A 21,831-nucleotide genomic window follows, 5' to 3' on the forward strand; every position below is an offset into this window, starting at 1 on the left:
CATGAGCGACCAACTCGACCGCTTCCGCGAACGCATCGTCGCCGCCAGCGCGGCCGGTACCCCGCTGCGCATCGCCGGCGGCGCCAGCAAGGACTGGTATGGCGGCGCGCTGCAGGGCGAGGTGCTGGACACGCGTGCGTACAGCGGCGTCGTCGACTACGAGCCGACAGAGCTCGTCATCACGGCGCGCTGCGGCACGCCGCTCGCGCAAGTCGAGGCGCTGCTGTGCGAGCACCGGCAGATGCTGGCGTTCGAGCCGCCGCGCTTCGGTGCCGCGTCCACCATCGGCGGCGTGGTCGCCAGCGGCTTGTCCGGACCGCGCCGCGCCAATGCCGGCGCCGTGCGCGATTTCGTGCTGGGCGCCCAGCTGATGAATGGCAGGGGCGAACTGCTGAACTTCGGCGGCCAGGTGATGAAGAACGTGGCCGGCTACGACGTATCGCGCCTTTTGGCCGGCTCGCTGGGCGTGCTGGGACTGATCACGCAGGTGTCGCTGAAGGTGCTGCCGCTGCCGCTGGTCGAGACCACGTTGCGCTTCGAGCTGGACGAGATCGCGGCGCTGGCGCGCATGAACGAATGGGGCGGCCAGCCGCTGCCGCTGTCGGCCACATGCTGGCATGCCGGTGTGCTGACGGTGCGGCTGTCCGGCGCCGAGCCGGCCGTGCAGGCGGCAGTACGACGGCTGGGCGGCGCAGTCGTCGCGGACGCCGCGCCGTTCTGGCATGCGTTGCGCGACCAGTCCCATCCCTTCTTCGATACGGGCGAGCTGTGGCGTCTCGCGCTGCCGCCAGCGGCCAGTGCGCAAATCCTCGGTGGCGCACAGCTGATCGAATGGGGCGGCGGCTTGCGCTGGCTGAAGGGTGCTCGTGCCGATGCCGGGGCGATCCGCCGCGCGGTCGCCGCCGCGGGCGGCCATGCCACGCTGTACCGGGCCGCCGACAAGAGCGCCGGCGCGTTCCACCCGCCAGCACCCGCGATCGCCCGCATCCATGCGCGGCTGCAGGCCGCGTTCGATCCGGCCGGCATCTTCAACCGCGGCCGGCTGTACTAAGACAATCCATGCAAACCAATCTTGCCGATTTCATCAAGGGCACGCCGGAAGGCGACGAGGCCGAAAGCATCCTGCGCGCCTGCGTGCACTGTGGCTTCTGCACTGCCACCTGTCCCACTTACCAGCTGCTGGGCGACGAGCTGGATGGCCCGCGCGGCCGCATCTACCTGATCAAGCAGGTGCTGGAAGGCGCGCCGGCCGGCCCGGGCACGCAGCTGCACCTGGACCGCTGCCTGACGTGCCGCAACTGCGAAACCACCTGTCCATCCGGCGTCCGTTATGGGCGGCTGGCCGATATCGGCCGCAATGTCGTGGAGCGGCGCGTGCCGCGCAAGCTGCCGGACCGGATCAAGCGCTACGTGATGAAGGAAGGGCTGTCCCGCCGCGCCCTGTTCACGCCGGCGCTGCGGCTGGGACAGGCGTTGCGCCCGCTGTTGTCGCCGGCGTTGCAGGACAAGCTGCCGCCGCTGCGCCGCGCCACGCCGTGGCCGGCGCGCGCCCATGCGCGCCGCATGCTGGTACTGGACGGCTGCGTGCAGCCGGCCATCGCGCCCAACATCAACGCGGCGGCCGCGCGCGTGCTCGATGCGGTCGGGGTGCAGCTGTTCAAGGCGCCGCGCGAAGGCTGCTGCGGCGCGCTGCGTTTCCATATGAACGACCAGGAGGGCGGGCGCGAGCACATGCGCCGCAACATCGACGCGTGGTGGCCGTACGTGGACCAGGTCGAGGCCATCGTCATGACCGCATCCGGCTGCGGCGCGACGGTGCGCGAGTACGGCCACCTGCTGGCGCACGACCCGGCCTATGCGGCGAAGGCGGCGCGCATCTCGGCGCTGACGCGCGACCTGTCGGAAGTGCTGCCGGCGTTCCAAGTGGAGCTGGCGGCGCTGGTCAGGCGATCCGCCGAGCCGGTCGCCTATCACCCGCCATGCACCTTGCAGCACGGCCAGCAGATTCGCGGCAAGGTCGAGGGGCTGCTGCGGGCGCTGGGCGTGGAGGTGCAGCTGTGCGGCGAGGCGCACCTGTGCTGCGGTTCGGCCGGCACGTATTCGCTGCTGCATCCCGAACTCGCCTTGCAGCTGCGCGACCGCAAGCTGGAGCAGCTGGCGCAGACCGGCACGGCGCACACGGTGTCGGCCAATATCGGCTGCATCGGGCACCTGCAGTCCGGCACCGAGGTGCCGGTGGAGCATTGGGTCGAGCTGATCGATCGGTTGATCGCAAGCTGAACGCGCAGGTGTCAGGCTGCCCGACCACCTGCGTATCAGGGTTGGGGTCTGTCCCCGCATGGGGACTGACCCCGGTTTTCTTCAGCGCCCGATGAGCACCAGTCAGGGGTGTGCGTGAACTCCGCTTACCCGATACAAACCGGGGTCAGTCCCAAAGGGACAGACCCCAACCCGAGTCGCGGGCCAAGATCGGCGCTACGCTGGCGTGGACAGGTTGACGTCGAGATTGAAGCTGCGCACGTCGCCGCGCAAATCGGTCAGAGGCCCCAGCAGGCTGGCATCCTCCCACGCCGGTGCCTTGACGAAGCCGGCGGCCCAGTCCAGCACGTCCTCGGCCGGCATCGGCCGGGCGATGCCGTAGCCCTGCGCCAGGTCGCAGCCGAGGCGGATCAGCAGCGCGCCGTGCGCTGGCGTCTCGACGCCTTCGGCGATCACGCTGCGGTTGAAGGCGCGCGCCAGGCCCACGACCGCGCTGACCAGGTGCAGGTCGTCGCGGTCCACCAGCATGTTGCGGACAAAACTCTGGTCCACCTTCAACACGTCGGCCGGCAGGCGCTTCAGGTAGGCCATCGACGAATAACCCGTGCCGAAGTCGTCCAGCGCGAAGCGGATGCCCATCGCCTGGCATTCCTGCATGATGCAGCGCACGTGATTGACGTCGTGCAGGGCCGACGATTCCAGGATCTCCAGCTCCAGCAGCCGTGGCGGTACGGCCGGGTACTCTTCCAGGATGGCGCGCAATTGCTGGACGAAGTCGGCGCGCTGGAAATGGCGCGCCGCGATGTTGACACTGACGCCCCACATGCGGCCCGCCGCGCACCATTCGGCCAGCTGCTCCAGGGCCTGGCGCAGCACCCATTCGCCGATGTCGGCGATCAGGTCGGTATGCTCCACGGCCGGCAGGAACTCGCCGGGACCCAGCAGGCCGCGAGTGGGATGGCGCCAGCGCAGCAGCGCTTCCATGCCGACCACGCGGCCGTGGCGCATGTCCACCTTGGGCTGGTAGAACGGCACCAGCTGGCCCGCCAGCAGCGCTTCGCGCACCTCGGTGCGGCGGTTGTGGTGGGTGCGCACCTGCTCGTCCAGGTCGGCGTCGAAGAAGTGCACCTTGCGCCGCCCCTGCACCTTGGCCTGGTACAGCGCCTGGTCGGCATGGCGCAGCAGGTGGTCGGCGCTGACGTCCGCACCCTTGTGCACGGCCACGCCGACGCTGGCCGTCAGCGGCACCGTGCGCGAGCCCGCCAGGTAGGGCCGCGTCAGCGCCAGCATCAGGCGCTCCAGCGTGCGCTCGACGCCGGCGCGGTCGCCATGGTCGCGCAGCAGCAGCACGAATTCGTCGCCGCCCAGGCGTGCCACGTAGTGCTCGTTGCCGGCGAATTCATGCAGCCGGCTGGCGACCTGTTTCAGCACCTCGTCGCCCAGCGCATGGCCGCCGCTGTCGTTGACCTGGCGGAAGTGATCGAGGTCGAACAGGCAGACGGCCAGCACGGCGCCGCCCGCGCGCGCCCGCGCGATCTCCTGGTCGAAGCGGCCGGCCAGGGCGGCGCGGTTGGGCAGCCCGGTCAGAACGTCGTGATAGCTGCGCCACGACATCTGCTGGATCAGCTGGCGCGTCTCGCTGACGTCGCGGAACACCAGCACGGTGCCATGCAGGCCGCCGCCGGCCTTGCGGATCGGCGCGGCCGTGTATTCGACGTTGAAGCGGCGGCCGTCGCGGTGACGCAGGTTCTGGTCCTTCGCCTTGACCACCGGTCCGCCCGCCTGCACGGCAGCCAGGGTCTTCATCAGGGTGTGCTGGCCGAAGTTGTTCGCCAGCGCGAACACGTCGTGCAGCTCCAGGCCGCGCGCCTCGGCCGGCGCGAAGCCGGTCAGCGCCTGCGCCGTTTCATTCATCGATTCGACCCGGCCCCACGGGTCGGTCACGATGACGGCGTCGCCGATCGAGGCCAGGGTGACTTCGCTGCGTTCCTTCTCCGATTGCAGCGTCTGCATCAGCTCCTGGATGCGCGCCGCCATGTCGTTGAACGTGATGGCCACGGCCTGCGCTTCCGGAAACCCGCGCACCGGCAGGCGCACGTGGTACTGGCCGTCGCGGAAGGCCTGGGTGGCACGGCCGACGCGGCGCAGCATGCGCCGCGTTGCATAGATCAGGAGGCCCAGCAGGAAATAGACGAGGAACACGTTCAGGCACGTGACGAGGGCCTGGCGACCCAGCGCGCGCCAGATCACGTTCAGCGCCGGCGTGGCGCTGAACCACAGTTCCAGGTGCGCGTGCGAGGCGCCCAGCGGCACCGTGTAGGTCAGCGGACCGAGGCCCGTCACGCGGGCGAACCAGGCCGGATAGGCCGGCTTTTCCGGCGGCCGTGTGGCCACCAGCGCGCCGGCGTCATCGAGCCAGCGGATGCGCGCCACGGCCGCGTTGACGTCGGCGGCGCGTTGCAGCAGCGCGCCGATGGCGGCGCGGTCGTCCGTCGGCGCCAGCGGCGCGACGGCCTCCGTCAAGCCTTGCGTCACCTGCCGCGATTCCAGCACCAGCTGGTGGCGCGCCTGAGCCGCTTTGGAATCGACCAGCAGGGTGTAGCGCACCGCCACGACAGCCAGGATCAGCACGGAGATCGGCACGAACAGGCGCGCGTAGGCGCCCATGTTCATCCAATGGGAGACGATTCTGGTGGCTAGGGGCATGGCTTGGTCGAGTGAGCGAAGATGCGCCCGCCATTATTACCTAGAATGCAATTCCTGTGTGCAACCAGCAGGATGATTTTTAATCTGCTGTTGCGGCGCAACATGCCGGGCCGGGCTCAGGCTCCCAGCAACGCCTCGATGTCACCGGCGATCTCCTCCGGCTTGGTCGTCGGTGCGTAACGGTGCGCCACGGTACCGTCGCGCCGCACCAGGAACTTGGTGAAATTCCATTTGATCGCTTCGGTGCCGAACAGGCCGGGCGACGCGTGCTTCAGGAACCGCCACAGCGGATGAGCGTCCGGCCCGTTCACATCGACCTTGGCGAACAGCGGGAACGTGACGGCGAAGCGCGACTCGCAGAACGCGCCGATTTCCTCCGCCGTGCCCGGCTCCTGCTTGCCGAACTGGTTGCACGGGAAGCCCAGCACGGCGAAGCCGCGGGCATGAAAACGTTCGTGCAGTTTCTCCAGGCCGGCATACTGCGGCGTGAAGCCGCAGGCGCTGGCCGTATTCACGATCAGCAGTACCTTGTCGTGGTACTGCGCCAGCTCGACCGGCTGGCCGGCCAGGCTGACGGCGGAAAAGTCGAAGACGGATGCCATGGGAGTCCTCAGATCAGGCCAAGATGTTCGGTACCGGCGGACAGGTCGCGCGTCTTGGCGGCCTTGCCTTCCAGCTTGATCGCCAGCCGCAGGTCGTTGACGGAATCGGCGTTGCGCAGTGCGTCCTCGTAGCTGATCTTGTCCGCCTCGTACAGGTCGAACAGCGACTGGTCGAAGGTCTGCATGCCCAGCTCGCGCGACTTCTTCATCAGCTCCTTGATCTCGTGCACCTGCCCCTTGAAGATCAGGTCCGAGATCAACGGGGAGTTCAGCATGATCTCGATGGCCACCGCGCGCCCCTTGGCTTCCTTCAGCGGAATCAGGCGCTGCGAGATCATGCCCTTCAGGTTCAGCGACAGGTCCATCAGCAGCTGCTGGCGGCGCTCCTCGGGGAAGAAGTTGATGATGCGGTCCAGCGCCTGGTTGGCGCTGTTGGCGTGCAGGGTGGCCAGGCACAGGTGGCCCGTCTCGGCGAAGGCGATGGCGTGGTCCATTGTCTGGCGGTCGCGAATCTCACCGATCTGGATCACGTCCGGCGCCTGGCGCAGCGTGTTCTTCAGCGCGATTTCCCAGTCTTCCGTATCGACGCCCACCTCGCGCTGCGTGACGATGCAGTTGCCGTGCGGGTGCACGAACTCCACCGGGTCCTCGATCGTGATGATGTGGCCGTAGCTGTTGGCATTGCGGTAGCCGACCATCGCCGCCAGCGTGGTCGACTTGCCCGAGCCGGTCGCGCCGACCATGATGACGAGGCCGCGCTTGGCCATGATCACGTCCTTCAGCACTTCCGGCAGGCCCAGGTCGTCCAGCTTCGGGATCGCGCTGTTGATCGTGCGCAGCACCATGCCGACGGCGCTCATCTGCACGAAGGCCGAGACGCGGAAGCGCCCCAGGTCACCCGGGCTGATGGCGAAGTTGGCTTCCTTGGTCAGTTCGAACGAGGCGGTCTGCTTGTCGTTCATGATCGAGCGCGCCAGGTCGGCCGTGTGCGCGGCCGTCAACGGCTGGGCGGAGACAGGCGTCAGCTTGCCGTCGATCTTCATCGCGGGCGGGAACCCGGCCGTGATGAACAGGTCCGATCCCTTCTTGCTGACCATCAGGCGCAAGAGGTCGAACATGAATTTGGATGCCTGGTCGCGTTCCATGACGGTCCTTTAGCCGGGGAAGTTCTCGGGGATCTTGGCGGCGGCACGGGCGGCGGCGGCCGAGATCACGTTGCGGCGCACCAGGTCCGTCAGGTTCTGGTCCAGCGTCTGCATGCCGACATTGCTGCCGGTCTGGATCGCCGAGTACATCTGCGCGATCTTCGCTTCGCGGATCAGGTTGCGGATGGCGGGCGTGCCCACCATGATCTCATGGGCCGCCACGCGGCCGGCGCCATCCTTGGTTTTCAGGAGCGTCTGCGAGATCACGGCCTGCAGCGATTCGGACAGCATCGCGCGCACCATCTCCTTTTCCTCGGCCGGGAAGACGTCGACGATGCGGTCGATGGTTTTCGCGGCCGACGACGTGTGCAGGGTGCCGAACACCAGGTGGCCCGTCTCGGCGGCGGACAGCGCCAGGCGGATCGTCTCCAGGTCGCGCAGCTCGCCGACCAGGATCGCGTCCGGGTCTTCCCGCAGCGCCGAGCGCAGCGCGTTGCTGAACGAAAGCGTGTGCGGACCGACTTCGCGCTGGTTGATCAGGCACTTCTTCGATTCGTGCACGAACTCGATCGGGTCCTCGATGGTGAGGATGTGGCCGTATTCCTGCTCGTTCAGGTGGTTGATCATCGCCGCCAGCGTGGTGGACTTGCCGGAGCCGGTGGGGCCGGTGACGAGCACCAGGCCGCGCGGCTTGAGCGCGAAGTCGGCAAAGATCTTCGGCGCGTTCAGCTCTTCCAGCGTGAGGATCTTCGACGGGATCGTGCGCAGCACGGCGGAGGCGCCGCGCTCCTGGTTGTAGGCGTTGACGCGGAAGCGCGCCAGGCCGGGAATGGCGAAGCTGAAGTCGATCTCCAGCATCTCCTCGTAGGCCTTGCGTTGGCCATCGTTCATGATGTCATAGATCATGCCGTGCACGTCCTTGTGCTCCAGCGGCGGCAGGTTGATGCGGCGGACATCGCCGTGCACGCGAATCATCGGCGGCAGGCCGGCGGACAGGTGCAGGTCCGAGGCCTTGTTCTTGACGGAGAATGCGAGAAGTTCGGAGATGTCCATTTATAATCCAATGAATAGAACGACAACTAAGCGAGTCAAAACAATTGCGGGACCTGCAACAGGCGGCTGGCTGGCCGCGCGTCGAAGGTCCCGGTCAACGATTATGTCCACAATCACAGAGAACTTGCAAGCGGTGGCCGAGGCCATCGGGGCCGCCACGGCCGAGGCGCGGCGGCCACGCGACAGCGTGCGGCTGCTGGCCGTGTCGAAGACCTTCGGCCCCGAGGCCGTTATCGAAGCGGCGCGGGCGGGCCAGCGTGCGTTCGGCGAAAACTATGTACAGGAAGGCATCGACAAGATCGCGACCGTGAACGCGGCCTTGCCGGACGCAAGCCTGGAATGGCACTTCATCGGCCCGATCCAGAGCAACAAGACACGTCCCATCGCCGAGCACTTCGACTGGGTGCACACGGTCGAGCGCGAGAAGATCGCCCAGCGCCTGGCCGAGCAGCGCCCGGCGGCGCGCGAACCGCTCAACGTCTGCCTGCAGGTCAATATCAGCGGGGAAGCCAGCAAGAGCGGCGTCGCGCCGGGCCAGGTGGCGGCGCTGGCGCGTGTGGTGGCAGGCCTGCCGCAGCTGCGCTTGCGCGGCTTGATGGCCATTCCCGAACCCACCGAGGACTTTGCCGCGCAGCGCGCCGCGTTTGCCGCGTTGCGCGCGCTGTACGACGAGCTGTGCGCACAGGGCTTCGTGCTCGACACGCTGTCGATGGGCATGTCGGCCGACCTGCGCGCGGCCATTATCGAAGGCGCCACCATCGTGCGCGTCGGCAGCGCCATCTTCGGCGCGCGCCATTACAACAAAGGACAAGCATGAAGATCGCATTCATCGGCGGCGGCAATATGGCCGCCGCGCTGATCGCCGGGCTGGCCGGCAAGGTCACGCCGGGTGCCAATCTGCACGTCGTCGACCCGAACGCCGAAGCGCTGGAACGGCTGCAGCGCGAGCACGGCGTGACGACGGCCGCCGCCATCGACGCGGCTGTCACGGCCGGTGAAGTCATCGTGCTGGCCGTGAAGCCGCAGAACATGCGCGAGGTGACGACGGTACTGCAGCCGCTGCTGGCCGCGGCGCCGCAGCGGCCGCTGGTCGTATCGATCGCGGCCGGCATCCGCGCACGCGACCTGGCGCGCTGGCTGGGCGGCTACGACGCCATCGTGCGCTGCATGCCGAACACGCCGGCGCTGATCGGCATGGGCGTGACGGGCATGGTGGCACACAGCGGCGTGACGGCCGCGCAGCGCACCCTGGCGGACCAGGTACTGCAGGCGGTCGGCACGACGCTGTGGCTGGACGACGAAGGGCTGATCGATGCGGTGACCGCGGTCTCCGGCAGCGGCCCCGCATACGTGTTTTACTTCATCGAAGCGATGCAGCAGGCCGGCGTGGAGCTGGGCCTGACGGCGGAGCAGAGCCTGGCGCTGGCGCAGGCCACGTTCACGGGCGCGGCGCAACTGGCGGCCCGCTCGGACGAGCCGGTGGCCGTGCTGCGCGAGCGCGTCACGTCGAAAGGCGGCACCACCCATGCAGCGCTGACCAGCATGGAGCAGGGCGGCGTCAAGGATGCCATCGTCGCGGCCGTGAAGGCGGCGGCGGCGCGCGGCAAGGAACTCGGCGACGAGCTGGGGGCGCAGTGATCCATCACCTGTCGCTGGGTGTGCGCGACCTGGCCGCCAGCGCGGCGTTCTATGATGGCGCGCTGGGTGCGCTGGGCTTTCGCCGCGTGTTCGAGGACGATGACGCCATCGGCTACGGCACCGTCGACGACGAAGACATCCTGTGCCTGAAGCTGCGCCCCGACGCGGTGGCGCCGGGCGCCGGCTTTCACCTGGCATTTGCGGCGCCGGGACAGGCGGCGGTCGATGCGTTCCATGAGGCGGGGCTGCGCGCCGGCGGCTTCGACAACGGCGCGGCCGGGCTGCGAGAAGAGTATGGGCCGACTTACTATGCCGCGTTCCTGGTCGATCCGGACGGGCACCGGGTTGAGGCGGTGTTCAAGGGAGGCCCAATGTAGAGCGGCCCGCTTGCGCGGGCCGTTTTTGCTTAGTCGCGCGACACGATCACGCCGAGCAGCAGCCCGACGACGCCGCCGACGATGACGGCCTTCCAGGGATTGTCGTGCACGTAGGTGTCGGTCGCCTGCGCCGCCAGCTTGGTGCGGGCAATCACCGAGTCTTCCAGGGTCAGCAGGTTGGTCTTGGCGCTGCGCAGGGTTTCCTGCATTTTCGCGCGCGCTTCGCCGATTTCCTCGCTGTTGGCCGCACCGCGCAGCCACTGCTCGGCATCACTGATGGTTTTCTTCAGGTCGCTCATCAGGCGGTCGCGTGCCGCCGTCATGTCGCCCGGCGTGTACGTGCTGCCGTTGCTGCTGCCATTGCCCTTCGTGTTGCCGGTACCTTCGAGATTGGTGGTCTGGTCCATATGATCGCCTCTTTTTTTGGATTGAACAGCTGGAACGTCTAGTCTAATCAGCGGTGGCTTGCGACGCTTGTGTTGTCGCAATTTTTCTTGACGGCATCAGCGCAGGGCGTAATCCAGCGCGATACCGGCAAAGACCGCCGCTCCCAGGTAGTTATTGTGACGGAATGCTGCAAAGCACGGCGCACGCTCCCGGCCGCGGATCAGGAACCAGTGGTAGACGACGCAGGCGGCGGCGGCGGCAAGCCCGATGTGGAACCAGGTACCCAGGCCGAAGTACGTGCCGGCCGCCAGCAGGATGGCCAGGTGCACGACGTAGCACAGCATGATGATCGTCACGTCCCAACGGCCGAACGTGATGGCGGAAGTCTTGATGCCGATCTTCAGGTCGTCGTCGCGGTCGACCATCGCGTATTCGGTGTCGTAGGCCACGGCCCAGAATACATTGCCCAGCAGCAGCAGCCAGGCCCAGGACGGGACCGTGTTCTGGACGGCGGCGAAGGCCATCGGAATGCCGAAGCCGAACGCGATGCCCAGGTAGGCCTGGGGAATGGCGAAGAAGCGTTTGAAGTAGGGGTAGGTGCCGGCAATGATGACGGCGGCCACGCTCAGCTGCTTGACCAGTGCGTTCAGCGGCAGGATCAGCAGGAACGCGACGATGGACAGCCCGGCGGCGATGGCGACGGCTTCCTTGCCGCTGATGCGTCCGCTGGTGATGGGGCGGTCGGCGGTGCGCTTGACGTGGCGGTCGAAATCCTGGTCCGCGTAATCGTTGATGGCACAGCCGGCCGAGCGCATCAGCAGTGTGCCCAGCGAGAAGATGACGAGCAGGTGCCAGGCCGGCACGCCGCCGCTGGCCAGCCACAGCGCCGACAGCGTCGGCCACAGCAGCAGCACAGTGCCGATGGGCTTGTCGAGCCGGACGAGGCGGAAATACAGTTCCAGTTTGCTGAGGGCGGGAGCGGGAGCGGACACGGACATTTCAGTAAGCAATGAGGATCAGACAGTGGCGTCGGCGGCCAGGTTGGTAACGCCGGGCAGTTCGCACTGGGCGACGGCTTCGACGACGGCGTCGATGGCGGCCTTGCGGGTAAAGCTCTTGCGCCAGACGATGACGACGCGGCGCGACGGCTGCGGCTCTTCGAAATAGCGGAACTGCAGCATGCCGCCCGTGGCGTTCATGTCCGGCACGGAGGCGCGCGGCAGCACCGTCAGGCCGATGCCGCTGGCGACCATGTGGCGGATGGTTTCCAGCGACGAGCCTTCGAAGGTGCGCTGCATGCCGTTGCCCGGCGTGGCGTAACGGGCCATTTCGGGGCAGACCTCCAGCACCTGGTCGCGGAAGCAATGGCCGTTACCGAGAAGTAGCATGGTTTCGCTTTTCAGGTCCTCGGCGGGAATGCGCTCGCGCTCGACCCACGGGTGGTGGTTCGGCATCGCCACGACAAACGGTTCGTCGTACAAGGCCTGCATGGCCATGCCGTGCTCGGGCAGGGGCAGGGCCATAATGGCGGCGTCCAGCTCGCCCTGGCGCAGCAGCTCGAGCAGCTTGACGGTGAAGTTCTCTTGCAGGATCAGCGGCATCTGCGGCGTCTTCTCGATCATCGCCTTGACGAGTGGCGGCAGCAGGTAAGGGCCGATCGTGTAGATGACACCGAGGCGCAGCGGGCCGGCCAGTGGGTCCTTGTTCTGCTTGGCCAGCTCCTTGATGGCGGCGGTCTGCTCCAGTACCCGCTCGGCCTGCGCGACGATCTGGGCTCCCAGCGGCGTGACGGAGATTTCCGTGCCGCCCCGCTCGAACAAGGTGACACCGAGCTCGTCTTCGAGCTTCTTGATCGCGACCGACAAGGTCGGCTGCGCCACGAAGCAGGCTTCGGCCGCATGCCCGAAATGTTTGGCGCGCGCGACCGCGACGATGTACTTGAGTTCGGTGAGTGTCATGAGCTTATGGACCAGTGAGTGCCGGTGATATTGTAACGGAATGCCTTGGCTATAATGGCGCGATACCGCTAGCAAGAAAGACACCATGCCTCGATTCGAAGAAAAGATCTGTACCCGTGCCGACCTGGCCGCGCGCGTGGCCGCGCTGCCGAAACCTGTCGTGCTGACCAATGGGGTGTTCGACATCCTGCACCGCGGCCATGTGACGTACCTGGCGCAGGCGCGCGAGCTGGGCGCGTCGCTGGTCGTGGCGGCCAATACCGATGCGTCGGTGAAACGGCTGGGCAAGGGGGACGATCGGCCCCTCAACACGTGCGACGACCGGCTGGCCGTGCTGGCCGCGCTGGAATCGGTCAGCCTGGTGGTGCCATTCGAAGAGGACACGGCGCTGGAAGTGGTGCTGGAAGCGCGGCCCGGGATCTACGCCAAGGGCGGCGACTACGACATGACCGCGATTCCGGAAGGCCAGGCGGTGCTGGCGTATGGCGGCCAGGCGGTGGCCATCGATTTCGAGCACGACCGCTCGACGACGAAGCTGCTGGCGAAGGTGCGGAAGTTCAGTTCTGCAGGATCGTGATCTTGCCGTCCGGCTCGAGGAAGGCGCATTTCATCTTGTGCAGTGGGCAATCCGCCTCGCGCAGCGCCTGCTCGACGTCGCCTTCAGCCACGCGGCATTTCTTGACGACGTCGTGAAAAATGCGGCCGTCGCGGCCCAGCAGTACAGGCGTGCCGTCGATCATCTCGGCCACCTTGCGGCTGCGCGAGGTGGCAATGGCGATGATGACGTTTAGCGCGATGAGCGTCGTGGCGGTGATCATGCCCCCCTGCAAGGACTCGTCGCCGCCGTTCAGTGAATTCGACACGGCCTCGCTCAGCAGCATGACGATCAGCAGATCGAACGGGGTAAATTGGCCGATGGTGCGCTTGCCGGTCAGCCGCACCATGATCAGCAAGAAGATATAGATGATGCCGCCGCGGGCAATGAACTCCCACCACGGCAGGTCCATGTCGAACATAGCGACCTCCGCCAGAGCTGAAAGCTCAGTTATACGGCGTTTGGTGCATTTATGCCAACACTGGTGAACGCTTCCACAGCTGACGCCGTGTCCCACCCCGGGGTCAGTCACCAAAACGGGACACAGGCTCTTCCGTAGTCGCGGTAGTGTGGCTCGATATTGCTCTGCTTATAGTCTTGACCGACACCTCGAAGTGTGCAGCGAGCTCCGCACGGGTGAATAGCCCAGTGGCATATGCGGAAGCTATTGCTGCGTTTGTACTCATAGGGTTGAGCCGTGCGTCGAGCGTCTCGAGGCACCGGTTTTTCGCCACCTTTTGCGAAAACGGACTCGGCTCGCGAAGACTGGCGTCCACGAAAGCGGAGAATGCTTCGGCTTGCTCCGCCGCGCTTTCGCCGTGGAAGTGGCCGAGAAGCCACTCCAGCGACATCCAGGGCGGCGCCGCTGCCACGCCGGTCAGATAGCAATGGCTGCTCCAGCGCCACTCGGCGGCGCAACGCACCAATCGCGCTCGAACAGGGTTTAGCGATATGTAACGCGCCGCTTCCAATAACTGCGAGTTTCGTTCCACCAGTATGGCGTAATAGCGACCTTGGATGACGTGGCCGACCAGGCCGTGCCGGTCGTTATGCCGCTTGGCATACCTCCCGTTCAGAAAGCGCATGCCATCGGAGAGATTGGCTGATGGTGTCTCGACCAGGAGGTGGTAATGATTAGGCATCATGCAATACGCGTGAACCTTGAAGTCATATCGTTCCGCAGTCTCGGCAAGGACGTCCAGCCAGGTCAAATGATCTCGCTCGTCGGCGTAGATGTTTGCGCGACGATTGCCGCGCGAGGTGACATGATAGATGGCACCTTGGAAGAGGGTACGTGGTGGTCGGCTCATCCACCTAAGCTAGCAGGCGTCCTAGGTTTCAAATTGAGGTAGGTCTACATCAGCTCTCTGCTGTGTTCGTGTCCCATTTTGGTGACTGACACCGTGGTGGGACACGAGCCCGACCATTTGCGCTGGCACATGCCTCGCTTGTTTTGATGAGGTCGTGTCTCGTTTTGGTGACTGACACCGTGGTGGGACACGAACCCAGCAGTAGCAACGAAATCAGCTCCCGCCGTCATAACCCTGCTGCCGCCACGCTTCGTACACCACGATCGCGACGGTGTTCGACAGGTTCAGGCTGCGATTGTCCGGCCGCATCGGCACGCGGATGCGTTGCGTCGTCGGGAAGCTGTCGCGGAACTCGGGGGGCAGGCCGCGCGTTTCCGAGCCGAACACGAAGACATCGCCCGGTCGGAAGGCAAGCTGCGCGAACGGGGTCGAGCCGTGCGTGGTCATGGCGAACATGCGCGCCTGGTCCGGCTGGACGGCGGCCAGGAACGCCGCCCAGTCCTTGTGCACCTTCATGCGCGCGTATTCGTGGTAGTCGAGGCCGGCGCGGCGCAGCTTGGCGTCGTCCAGCGGGAAGCCCAGCGGTTCGATCAGGTGCAGCTGGGCGCCCGTGTTGGCACACAGACGAATGACATTGCCGGTGTTCGGCGGAATCTCGGGGTTGACCAGTACGACGTGAAACAACGTTACTCTCCTAATGTTTTCGATGCGGCGGCGTGCGCGCGAACACGAAATTCGTCACGCGCGTCGCGCCGTGGCGCTTCAGTACCGCCGCCAGTTCCTGCAGCGTCTGCCCGCTGCTCATGACATCATCGACGATGCCGATGTGCCGCCCGGCCACCGCGGCGCGTTCCGGCACGGCAAACACGTGCGCCATGTTGGCCCGCCGCGCGGCGCTGCGCAGCCGGCTCTGCGCCGACGTTTCCTGCACCCGCTGCGCCAGGCGCGACGCGACGCCGATGGTCAGCAGCTTGCCCAGCGGCCGGGCGATTTCCAGCGCCTGATTGAAACCGCGCTCGGCCAGCCGGCCCGGTGCCAGCGGCACTGGGCACAGCAGGGCAGGGCGCTCATCCAGCAAAGCCGCATGGGACGCCTCCGCCAGCAACGACGCAAACAGCCGCGCATGCGCCAGCCGGCCGCCAAACTTGAGCTCGAGCACCAGCCGGTCCAGCGGCATCTCATAGGACACGGCGGCAATGGTGGCGTCATACGCCGGCCGCCGCTGCACACAGCGCCCGCACGGCACGCCCTTGGCACCGTCCGGCAGCGGCTCCGCGCAGACGGGGCAGCGGCCAGGCCCGGTGCCGCAGAACTGCGCGCGGCACGGCGGACACAGCGGATCGCGCCCCAGCGCGCCGCACAGCATGCAGCCGCACGGCAGCAATGTCGCCAGTCCAGCCCTCCACAGCCCGCCGCCCATCGCGTTTCGCTCCAAACAGGTAAACTGTCGCCTCGCCTCACATTATCTCACCTGAACCAACGACCCCATGCAAGTCCCCGCCAAGCCACCGAAACTTTCCGCGCCCATCGACGTCGACCGCGTGCGCCTGCTGTTTTCCCGCCCCGCCCGCGTGCAGGACGGCGACTTCCTGCGGCGCGAGATCGCTCATCGCATGCACGAGCGCTTGCAACTGGTGCGCCTGGCACCCCAGCGCGTGCTGGACGCGGGCTGCGGCAGCGGTGCCGACCTGGCCCTGCTGCACAAGGCCTACGCGGCCACGCAGGTGATCGGCATCGACGCGTCCGAACCCATGCTGCGCTCGCTGCCCGGCCAGCCGGGCCGGCAGTCGGCGCTGAATCAGCTGCTGGGCAAGTTGCTTCCGGCCAAGAGCGGCATCGACCTGCTGTGCGGCGACTTCGCCGACCTGCCGCTGGGTCCGAATACCGTCGACCTGGTCTGGTCCAACCTGGCCCTGCACTGGCATCCGCAGCCGGACCGCGTGTTTGCCGAGTGGCGCCGCGTGCTGCGCGTGGATGGCCTGTTGATGTTTTCCTGCTTCGGCCCGGATACCTTCCAGGAAGTGCGCGCCGCCTTCGCCGACGTCGATCTTGCACCGCACACCTTGCCCTTTGTCGACATGCACGACTTTGGCGACCAGCTGGTGGAAGCGGGGTTCGCGACCCCCGTGATGGACATGGAAAAGTTGACGGTTACCTACGACAGCGCCGATAAACTGCTGGCGGACGTGCGCGCGCTGGGCGGCAATCCGCTGACGACGGCGCGCAAGGGCCTGCTGGGCCGCGGCGGGCACGCCAAATTGCTGGCGGGACTGGAAAAAAACCGGCGTGCCGACGGCAAGCTGGCGCTGACGTTCGAAGTCATCTATGGACACGCCTTCCGACCCGCCGCACGGATGACGAAAGACGGCGAAGCCATCATCCGTTTCGACCCCTCGCGCCGCGGCCGATAACACGTTTTCGCCGCCTCCACAATGGCGCGCTGCAGCATTGCACTGCGCGGTGGAAACACAGCCACACGCTTGATATGGCTAAGTAATAATGCTTATAATCCTTGACTAATTTGGCTACTTTTTTCCATCCGGACACACGAAAATCCGGCCCGAAAAAGTGGCCAGAAACAGCAAGGCATCAATAGTCAGCGTCATCGGTGATATTGTGTCTGCCGGTGGCATTGTCAAGGTTCAGCCGGGCATTTTCCGTCTGTAACTGTTTGGTGTATTAAGCACAACGACGACCCACCGGCAACCGGCAGTCGTCGCAGTGAAAAATTTTTCTTATATCTTGGGTGGTTTGGGGAAAACATGAAACTTGCGAAGCGACTTGAATCGTTGATGCTTGGGCTGGCCGCCACGGTGGCGGCGTCCCTGGCCGGGGCACCAGCATGGGCCCAGCAGAGCGCATCGACGGCAACCGGCACTTACCACGCAGCCACGGGCGGCACCGGCGGCCCGACGCCACACCAGCTGGACCTCCAGCCCGCCGCCACGCAGATCGCTTCTGAAATCTACAGCCTGCACAACTGGATGATGATCGTCTGCCTGGTCATCTTCGTGGCCGTGTTCGGCGTGATGTTCTATTCCATCTTCAAGCACCGCAAATCGGTCGGCCACAAGGCCGCCACCTTCCATGAATCGACGGCTGTCGAAATCGCCTGGACCGTCGTGCCGTTCCTGATCGTCATCGGCATGGCGCTGCCGGCCACCCGCACCGTCGTCGGCATGAAGGACACGTCGAACGCCGACATCACCATCAAGGCCACCGGCATGCAGTGGAAGTGGGGCTACGACTACCTGAACGGCGAAGGCGAGGGCATCTCGTTCATCTCCAACCTGGCCACGCCGCGCTCGCAGATCGGCTCCCCGGGCGTCGAAGCGACCGAAAAGCGCGGCGAGAACTACCTGATGGAGGTGGACAACGAGGTCGTCGTCCCCGTTCACAAGAAAATCCGCATCGTCACCACCGCCAACGACGTGATCCACGCCTGGATGATTCCCGCGTTCGGCGTCAAGCAGGACGCCATTCCCGGCTTCGTGCGCGACACCTGGTTCAAGTCCGAGCACACCGGCGTCTTCCGCGGCAACTGCGCCGAGTTGTGCGGCAAGGAGCACGCCTTCATGCCGATCGTCGTGCGTGTCGTCACGGCCGACGAGTACACTGCCTGGGTCGACAAGAAGAAAAAGGAAATGGCCGCGCTGGCGGACGATCCGAACAAGACCTGGACCATCGATGAGCTCAAGACCAAGGGCGAAAAGGTGTATGCCGCCAACTGCGCCGTGTGCCACCAGGCCAACGGCAAGGGCGTGCCGAACGCGTTCGCGCCGCTGGACGGCTCGGAAGTCGTCAACGGCCCGAAGGCGCCGCAGATCGACGTGCTCCTGCACGGCAAGAAGAGCGGCAACTATCCGGCCGAGATGCCTGGCTGGAAGCAGCTGTCGGATACCGACATCGCCGCCGTGATCACGTACACCCGTAACAACTGGTCGAACAAGCCAGAGCAGAACATCGTCCAACCGGCCGAAATTGTGGCAGCACGTAAGTAACAGGAGCTTCATCATGAGCACGACTACTATCGATCACACCCACGGTCACGATCACGGTCACGCGCACGATCACGACCATGCGCACGACCATCCGACCGGTCTGCGGCGCTGGCTGTTCGCCACCAACCACAAGGATATCGGCACGCTGTACCTGTGGTTCTCGTTCATCATGCTGCTCTCGGGCGGCGTGCTGGCGCTGATGATCCGCACAGAGCTGTTCCAGCCCGGCCTGCAGTTCTTCCAACCGGAGTTCTTCAACCAGCTGACCACGATGCACGGCCTGGTGATGGTGTTCGGCGCGATCATGCCGGCCTTCGTCGGCTACGCCAACTGGATGATCCCGCTGCAGGTGGGTGCTTCCGACATGGCGTTCGCGCGCATGAACAACTTCTCGTTCTGGCTGCTGCCGCCGGCGGCGCTGCTGCTGGCCGGCTCGTTCTTCGTGCCGGGCGGCGCCACCGCGGCCGGCTGGACGCTGTACGCGCCCCTGTCCACCCAGATGGGCCCGGGCATGGACATGGCCATCTTCGCCATGCACATCATGGGCGCGTCGTCGATCATGGGCTCCATCAACATCATCGTCACCATCCTGAACATGCGCGCGCCCGGCATGACGTTGATGAAGATGCCGATGTTCTGCTGGACCTGGCTGATCACCGCCTACCTGCTGATCGCCGTCATGCCCGTGCTGGCCGGCGCCATCACGATGACGCTGACCGACCGCCACTTCGGCACCTCGTTCTTCAACGCGGCCGGCGGCGGCGACCCGGTGATGTACCAGCACATCTTCTGGTTCTTCGGCCACCCCGAGGTCTACATCATGATCCTGCCGGCATTCGGCATCGTCTCGCAGATCATTCCGGCCTTCGCCCGCAAGCCGCTGTTCGGTTATGCGTCGATGGTGTACGCGACCGCGTCGATCGCCATCCTGTCGTTCATCGTCTGGGCGCACCACATGTTCACGACCGGCATGCCGGTCACTTCCCAGCTGTTCTTCATGTACGCGACGATGCTGATCGCCGTGCCCACCGGCGTCAAGGTGTTCAACTGGATCGCCACGATGTGGAAGGGCTCGATGACGTTCGAGACGCCGATGCTGTTCGCCGTCGGCTTCATCTTCGTGTTCACGATGGGTGGTTTCACGGGCCTGATCCTGGCCGTCACGCCGATCGACATCCAGGTGCACGACACCTATTACGTGGTGGCGCACTTCCACTACGTGCTGGTGGCGGGTTCCCTGTTCGCGCTGTTCGCCGGCTTCTATTACTGGGGCCCGAAATGGACCGGCTTCATGTACCCCGAGCTGCGCGGCAAGATCCACTTCTGGGCCTCGCTGATCACGTTCAACATCACGTTCTTCCCGATGCACTTCCTGGGCCTGGCCGGCATGCCGCGCCGTTATGCCGATTACCCGACCCAGTTCACCGACTTCAACGCGATCGTCTCGATCGGCGCGTTCGGCTTCGGCCTGTCGCAGGTGTACTTCCTGTTCTTCGTGGTGCTGCCGACGATCCGCGGCGGCAAGCAGGCGGCCGACAAGCCATGGGAAGGCGCCGAAGGCCTGGAATGGACCGTGCCGTCGCCGGCGCCGTTCCACACGTTCGAAACGCCGCCGCTGGTGAAGTGATGTCTCTGGCGGGCCGCTCCCGGTGGACGGCCCGTGTTCCGATGTTCGCAGTACTGTGGATGGGAAAAGCAGCATGTCAGACCAGAACAAGCCGAACAACCTGCGCCTCGCGCTGATCCTCGGATCGATCGCGCTGGTGTTTTTCCTGTCCGTGATCGCCAAGCGGATCTGGCTGAGCTGAAGGCCATGAGCGAAGCGCGCGAGTCCAACCGCCGGATGCTGGGCAAGCTGCTGGTCATGGCCGTCGTGATGTTCGGCTTCGGCTACGCGCTGATTCCGGTCTACCGGCACATCTGCGAGGTCCTCGGCATCAACGTGCTGACGCAGAAGGACGGCACGGTGGCGCCGCCGGTCAACACCCAGGTGGACCTGAGCCGCAGCATCACGGTGGAACTGGACAGCAACGTGCAGGGTAGCTTGCGCTTCCGGCCCACCGAGCGCAGCGTGACGGTTCACCCGGGCGAGATGAAGACCGTGGTGTACGAAGTCGTCAACGCGCAGGCGCGGCCCGTGACGGCGCAGGCGATCCCCAGCTATGCACCGCAGAGCGCCACGCCGCATTTCAAGAAGGTGGAGTGTTTCTGCTTCCAGCAGCAGACCTTGCAGGCCAACGAGGCGAAGCAGATGCCGGTGATGTTCTATCTCGATCCGGCGCTGCCGAAGGAAGTGAAGACGATCACGCTGTCGTACACCTTCATCGAGATCGCGGGGCTGGACAAGACGGCGGCGGCGGCGGCGTCGAAGGCGGTGCAATGAGCAGCAACGATGGCCGGCCGTCCTTTCTGTATTCGCTCAAGGCGGTGCTGTGGTCGTTCGTGGGCCTGCGCCGCAAGAGCGACTTCGACAAGGACGAGGTCAAGCTCAATCCGTTTCACGTCATCGCGGCGGGCCTGCTGGCCGTCGCGCTGTTCATCGGTATATTGGTAACGATCGTCAAATTGGTGGTTTCATAAAAGAGTTCACGAGGAGATGAATATGAGTTCGAATCACGCGACGGCACCGCATTACTTCGTGCCGGGACCGTCCCGCTGGCCGATGCTGGCCGGGATGTCGATGCTGGCCACGATGATCGGGGCTTCCGGCTGGGTCAACGACGCGGCCTGGGGGCGCATCCTGTGCCTGGTCGGCATCGTGGCGATGATCGCCGTGCTGTTCGGCTGGTTCGGCGACGCCATTCGCGAATCGGAAGGAGGGCTGTACAGCAAGCGCATCGACTATTCGTACCGCTGGTCGATGGGCTGGTTCATCTTCTCCGAAGTGATGTTCTTCGGTGCCTTCTTCGGCGCGCTGTTCTACGCCCGCGCCATCACGATGCCGTGGCTGGGCGATTTGGACAACAAGATCCTGTGGCCGGACTATTCGCCGCAATGGGGCAATGCCGGTCCGGCCGGCGTGGTCGATGCATTCAACACGATGGGGCCGTTCCCGATCCCGACGATCAACACGGCACTGCTGCTGCTGTCCGGCGTCACGCTGACGATCTCGCACCATGCGCTGCAGGCGGGCAAACGCTCCAAGACGATCTTCTGGCTGGCCGCCACGATCCTGCTGGGCGCGATCTTCATGGGCTTCCAGGCCTATGAATACATCCATGCGTACAGTGAACTGAACCTGAAGCTGACGTCGGGCATCTATGGCTCCACGTTCTTCATGCTGACGGGCTTCCACGGCTTCCACGTGACGATGGGCGCCATCATGCTGGCCGTCGTGCTGTTCCGCCTGATGAAGGGCCACTTCACCGCCGAGCACCACTTCGCGTTCGAAGGCGCCGCCTGGTACTGGCACTTCGTCGACGTGGTCTGGCTGGGACTTTATGTCATAGTCTACTGGCTGTAAGGCGGCGCTATAATCGGCGCGCCCCCAACGCCAAGGCCGCAGCGGGCAACCGCTGCGGTTTTTTGTTTCCCAAAAAATGGGGACAGACCCCATTTTTTGGGAAACATTGCTTAAAAAATGGGGTCTGTCCCCAATTTAGCGCAGGCCCGTGGGTTGGATGTAGCCGAGGCGGTTGGCCGCGAGGATCAGCACGAACAGCAGCACCGAGAAGCCCACCCGCAGCGCCAGGGCGCGTACCGTGCGCTTGCTGCCGCCGCGGTCGCGCATCAGGTAGAACAGCGCCGAACCAAGGCTGCCGATGATCAGGATGAAGGCAATGGCGACGAGGATTTTCATG

At 65.4% G+C, this 21,831-nt stretch carries 25 protein-coding genes; 13 read left to right on the forward strand and 12 right to left on the reverse strand.

Annotated elements, in window-relative coordinates:
- The first annotated feature begins 1 nt into the window (after position 1).
- Positions 2-1,051, forward strand: coding sequence for a glycolate oxidase subunit GlcE (gene glcE, locus E7V67_003745; protein ID WUR14224.1), 1,050 nt, complete (start codon positions 2-4; stop codon positions 1,049-1,051).
- A gap of 8 nt (positions 1,052-1,059) precedes the next feature.
- Positions 1,060-2,280 (forward strand): glycolate oxidase subunit GlcF, encoded by a 1,221-nt coding sequence (glcF, locus tag E7V67_003750; protein WUR14225.1) that lies wholly within the window; start codon positions 1,060-1,062, stop codon positions 2,278-2,280.
- 195 nt (positions 2,281-2,475) lie between these two features.
- Here the strand turns inward: glcF and E7V67_003755 are convergent, their stop codons facing one another.
- The 4 genes from E7V67_003755 to E7V67_003770 all read right to left on the reverse strand — a co-directional run bounded on the left by E7V67_003755 (position 2,476) and on the right by E7V67_003770 (position 7,765).
- The gene (locus tag E7V67_003755; protein ID WUR14226.1) at positions 2,476-4,965 is read right to left on the reverse strand and encodes an EAL domain-containing protein; all 2,490 of its coding nucleotides are present in this window, start codon (positions 4,963-4,965) and stop codon (positions 2,476-2,478) included.
- A gap of 116 nt (positions 4,966-5,081) precedes the next feature.
- The gene (locus tag E7V67_003760; GenBank protein WUR14227.1) at positions 5,082-5,567 is read right to left on the reverse strand and encodes a glutathione peroxidase; all 486 of its coding nucleotides are present in this window, start codon (positions 5,565-5,567) and stop codon (positions 5,082-5,084) included.
- 8 nt (positions 5,568-5,575) lie between these two features.
- Positions 5,576-6,712: a PilT/PilU family type 4a pilus ATPase gene (locus E7V67_003765; protein WUR14228.1), complete on the reverse strand. Its 1,137-nt coding sequence runs from the start codon at positions 6,710-6,712 to the stop codon at positions 5,576-5,578.
- A 9-nt stretch (positions 6,713-6,721) separates the two neighbouring features.
- The gene (locus tag E7V67_003770; GenBank protein WUR14229.1) at positions 6,722-7,765 is read right to left on the reverse strand and encodes a type IV pilus twitching motility protein PilT; all 1,044 of its coding nucleotides are present in this window, start codon (positions 7,763-7,765) and stop codon (positions 6,722-6,724) included.
- Between the two features lie 103 nt (positions 7,766-7,868).
- Here E7V67_003770 and E7V67_003775 point away from each other — a divergent pair, with 103 nt between their 5' ends.
- From E7V67_003775 to E7V67_003785, 3 genes are read left to right on the forward strand one after another with little or no spacing between them, the layout of a single operon-like run.
- On the forward strand, positions 7,869-8,582 hold the full coding sequence (locus E7V67_003775; protein ID WUR14230.1) for a YggS family pyridoxal phosphate-dependent enzyme: 714 nt from the start codon (positions 7,869-7,871) through the stop codon (positions 8,580-8,582).
- Positions 8,579-9,403, forward strand: coding sequence for a pyrroline-5-carboxylate reductase (gene proC, locus E7V67_003780; GenBank protein ID WUR14231.1), 825 nt, complete (start codon positions 8,579-8,581; stop codon positions 9,401-9,403). The genes E7V67_003775 and proC overlap by 4 nt, the downstream gene beginning before the upstream one ends.
- A complete protein-coding gene (locus tag E7V67_003785) occupies positions 9,400-9,780 on the forward strand; it encodes a VOC family protein (protein WUR14232.1) in 381 nt (126 codons plus the stop codon). Before proC ends, E7V67_003785 begins: the two co-directional genes overlap by 4 nt.
- Positions 9,781-9,809: 29 nt before the next feature.
- Here E7V67_003785 and E7V67_003790 read toward each other — a convergent pair whose 3' ends face one another.
- The 3 genes from E7V67_003790 to E7V67_003800 all read right to left on the reverse strand — a co-directional run bounded on the left by E7V67_003790 (position 9,810) and on the right by E7V67_003800 (position 12,125).
- Positions 9,810-10,187 carry a DUF883 domain-containing protein gene (locus tag E7V67_003790; GenBank protein ID WUR14233.1) on the reverse strand — a complete coding sequence of 126 codons (378 nt, stop codon included), beginning with the start codon at positions 10,185-10,187 and terminating at the stop codon, positions 9,810-9,812.
- A 96-nt stretch (positions 10,188-10,283) separates the two neighbouring features.
- Complete coding sequence (gene ubiA / locus E7V67_003795; protein WUR14234.1) at positions 10,284-11,159, reverse strand: 4-hydroxybenzoate octaprenyltransferase; 876 nt, start codon at positions 11,157-11,159, stop codon at positions 10,284-10,286.
- A gap of 24 nt (positions 11,160-11,183) precedes the next feature.
- Complete coding sequence (locus tag E7V67_003800) at positions 11,184-12,125, reverse strand: hydrogen peroxide-inducible genes activator (GenBank protein ID WUR14235.1); 942 nt, start codon at positions 12,123-12,125, stop codon at positions 11,184-11,186.
- Positions 12,126-12,210: 85 nt separating this feature from the next.
- On the opposite strand from E7V67_003800, the gene E7V67_003805 reads away from it, so the two are divergent.
- Positions 12,211-12,702, forward strand: coding sequence for an adenylyltransferase/cytidyltransferase family protein (locus tag E7V67_003805; protein ID WUR14236.1), 492 nt, complete (start codon positions 12,211-12,213; stop codon positions 12,700-12,702).
- On the opposite strand, the gene E7V67_003810 is transcribed toward E7V67_003805, so the two are convergent.
- From E7V67_003810 to E7V67_003825, 4 genes are all read right to left on the reverse strand, one after another.
- Positions 12,683-13,141, reverse strand: a complete 459-nt coding sequence (locus tag E7V67_003810) for a DUF421 domain-containing protein (GenBank protein ID WUR14237.1) — start codon at positions 13,139-13,141, stop codon at positions 12,683-12,685. The two genes, E7V67_003805 and E7V67_003810, sit on opposite strands and share 20 nt — an antisense overlap.
- 103 nt (positions 13,142-13,244) lie before the next feature.
- Positions 13,245-14,030 carry a transposase gene (locus E7V67_003815; protein WUR14238.1) on the reverse strand — a complete coding sequence of 262 codons (786 nt, stop codon included), beginning with the start codon at positions 14,028-14,030 and terminating at the stop codon, positions 13,245-13,247.
- Between the two features lie 213 nt (positions 14,031-14,243).
- A complete protein-coding gene (gene trmL, locus E7V67_003820) occupies positions 14,244-14,714 on the reverse strand; it encodes a tRNA (uridine(34)/cytosine(34)/5-carboxymethylaminomethyluridine(34)-2'-O)-methyltransferase TrmL (GenBank protein ID WUR14239.1) in 471 nt (156 codons plus the stop codon).
- 10 nt (positions 14,715-14,724) lie between these two features.
- Entirely contained in the window at positions 14,725-15,450 is a 726-nt protein-coding gene (locus E7V67_003825) for a ComF family protein (GenBank protein ID WUR14240.1), read from the reverse strand.
- Between the two features lie 67 nt (positions 15,451-15,517).
- On the opposite strand from E7V67_003825, the gene E7V67_003830 reads away from it, so the two are divergent.
- The 7 genes from E7V67_003830 to E7V67_003860 all read left to right on the forward strand — a co-directional run bounded on the left by E7V67_003830 (position 15,518) and on the right by E7V67_003860 (position 21,494).
- Complete coding sequence (locus tag E7V67_003830) at positions 15,518-16,441, forward strand: methyltransferase domain-containing protein (protein ID WUR14241.1); 924 nt, start codon at positions 15,518-15,520, stop codon at positions 16,439-16,441.
- 351 nt (positions 16,442-16,792) lie between these two features.
- Positions 16,793-18,031 (forward strand): cytochrome c oxidase subunit II, encoded by a 1,239-nt coding sequence (coxB, locus tag E7V67_003835; protein ID WUR14242.1) that lies wholly within the window; start codon positions 16,793-16,795, stop codon positions 18,029-18,031.
- 13 nt (positions 18,032-18,044) lie between these two features.
- Positions 18,045-19,658, forward strand: coding sequence for a cytochrome c oxidase subunit I (ctaD, locus tag E7V67_003840; GenBank protein WUR14243.1), 1,614 nt, complete (start codon positions 18,045-18,047; stop codon positions 19,656-19,658).
- Positions 19,659-19,731: 73 nt separating this feature from the next.
- Positions 19,732-19,839: a cytochrome oxidase small assembly protein gene (locus tag E7V67_003845; GenBank protein WUR14244.1), complete on the forward strand. Its 108-nt coding sequence runs from the start codon at positions 19,732-19,734 to the stop codon at positions 19,837-19,839.
- Positions 19,840-19,844: 5 nt separating this feature from the next.
- Positions 19,845-20,414: a cytochrome c oxidase assembly protein gene (locus tag E7V67_003850; GenBank protein WUR14245.1), complete on the forward strand. Its 570-nt coding sequence runs from the start codon at positions 19,845-19,847 to the stop codon at positions 20,412-20,414.
- Complete coding sequence (locus E7V67_003855; GenBank protein WUR14246.1) at positions 20,411-20,611, forward strand: DUF2970 domain-containing protein; 201 nt, start codon at positions 20,411-20,413, stop codon at positions 20,609-20,611. The genes E7V67_003850 and E7V67_003855 overlap by 4 nt, the downstream gene beginning before the upstream one ends.
- A 22-nt stretch (positions 20,612-20,633) precedes the next feature.
- Positions 20,634-21,494 carry a cytochrome c oxidase subunit 3 gene (locus tag E7V67_003860; protein WUR14247.1) on the forward strand — a complete coding sequence of 287 codons (861 nt, stop codon included), beginning with the start codon at positions 20,634-20,636 and terminating at the stop codon, positions 21,492-21,494.
- A 135-nt stretch (positions 21,495-21,629) separates the two neighbouring features.
- On the opposite strand, the gene E7V67_003865 is transcribed toward E7V67_003860, so the two are convergent.
- Positions 21,630-21,830 (reverse strand): twin transmembrane helix small protein, encoded by a 201-nt coding sequence (locus E7V67_003865; protein ID WUR14248.1) that lies wholly within the window; start codon positions 21,828-21,830, stop codon positions 21,630-21,632.
- Position 21,831 lies beyond the last annotated feature (1 nt).

Source organism: [Empedobacter] haloabium (assembly GCA_008011715.2).
Taxonomy (GTDB): domain Bacteria; phylum Pseudomonadota; class Gammaproteobacteria; order Burkholderiales; family Burkholderiaceae_D; genus Rugamonas; species Rugamonas haloabia.

Bases quoted from the DNA above. Each gene is read 5' to 3' on its own strand.
- glcE (WUR14224.1), top strand. From the start codon at position 2: ATGAGCGACCAACTCGACCGCTTCCGCGAACGCATCGTCGCCGCCAGC.
- glcF (WUR14225.1), top strand. From the start codon at position 1,060: ATGCAAACCAATCTTGCCGATTTCATCAAGGGCACGCCGGAAGGCGAC.
- E7V67_003755 (WUR14226.1), bottom strand. From the start codon at position 4,965: ATGCCCCTAGCCACCAGAATCGTCTCCCATTGGATGAACATGGGCGCC.
- E7V67_003760 (WUR14227.1), bottom strand. From the start codon at position 5,567: ATGGCATCCGTCTTCGACTTTTCCGCCGTCAGCCTGGCCGGCCAGCCG.
- E7V67_003765 (WUR14228.1), bottom strand. From the start codon at position 6,712: ATGGAACGCGACCAGGCATCCAAATTCATGTTCGACCTCTTGCGCCTG.
- E7V67_003770 (WUR14229.1), bottom strand. From the start codon at position 7,765: ATGGACATCTCCGAACTTCTCGCATTCTCCGTCAAGAACAAGGCCTCG.
- E7V67_003775 (WUR14230.1), top strand. From the start codon at position 7,869: ATGTCCACAATCACAGAGAACTTGCAAGCGGTGGCCGAGGCCATCGGG.
- proC (WUR14231.1), top strand. From the start codon at position 8,579: ATGAAGATCGCATTCATCGGCGGCGGCAATATGGCCGCCGCGCTGATC.
- E7V67_003790 (WUR14233.1), bottom strand. From the start codon at position 10,187: ATGGACCAGACCACCAATCTCGAAGGTACCGGCAACACGAAGGGCAAT.
- E7V67_003800 (WUR14235.1), bottom strand. From the start codon at position 12,125: ATGACACTCACCGAACTCAAGTACATCGTCGCGGTCGCGCGCGCCAAA.
- E7V67_003805 (WUR14236.1), top strand. From the start codon at position 12,211: ATGCCTCGATTCGAAGAAAAGATCTGTACCCGTGCCGACCTGGCCGCG.
- E7V67_003810 (WUR14237.1), bottom strand. From the start codon at position 13,141: ATGTTCGACATGGACCTGCCGTGGTGGGAGTTCATTGCCCGCGGCGGC.
- E7V67_003815 (WUR14238.1), bottom strand. From the start codon at position 14,030: ATGAGCCGACCACCACGTACCCTCTTCCAAGGTGCCATCTATCATGTC.
- E7V67_003825 (WUR14240.1), bottom strand. From the start codon at position 15,450: ATGGGCGGCGGGCTGTGGAGGGCTGGACTGGCGACATTGCTGCCGTGC.
- E7V67_003830 (WUR14241.1), top strand. From the start codon at position 15,518: ATGCAAGTCCCCGCCAAGCCACCGAAACTTTCCGCGCCCATCGACGTC.
- coxB (WUR14242.1), top strand. From the start codon at position 16,793: ATGAAACTTGCGAAGCGACTTGAATCGTTGATGCTTGGGCTGGCCGCC.
- ctaD (WUR14243.1), top strand. From the start codon at position 18,045: ATGAGCACGACTACTATCGATCACACCCACGGTCACGATCACGGTCAC.
- E7V67_003845 (WUR14244.1), top strand. From the start codon at position 19,732: ATGTCAGACCAGAACAAGCCGAACAACCTGCGCCTCGCGCTGATCCTC.
- E7V67_003850 (WUR14245.1), top strand. From the start codon at position 19,845: ATGAGCGAAGCGCGCGAGTCCAACCGCCGGATGCTGGGCAAGCTGCTG.
- E7V67_003855 (WUR14246.1), top strand. From the start codon at position 20,411: ATGAGCAGCAACGATGGCCGGCCGTCCTTTCTGTATTCGCTCAAGGCG.
- E7V67_003860 (WUR14247.1), top strand. From the start codon at position 20,634: ATGAGTTCGAATCACGCGACGGCACCGCATTACTTCGTGCCGGGACCG.
- E7V67_003865 (WUR14248.1), bottom strand. From the start codon at position 21,830: ATGAAAATCCTCGTCGCCATTGCCTTCATCCTGATCATCGGCAGCCTT.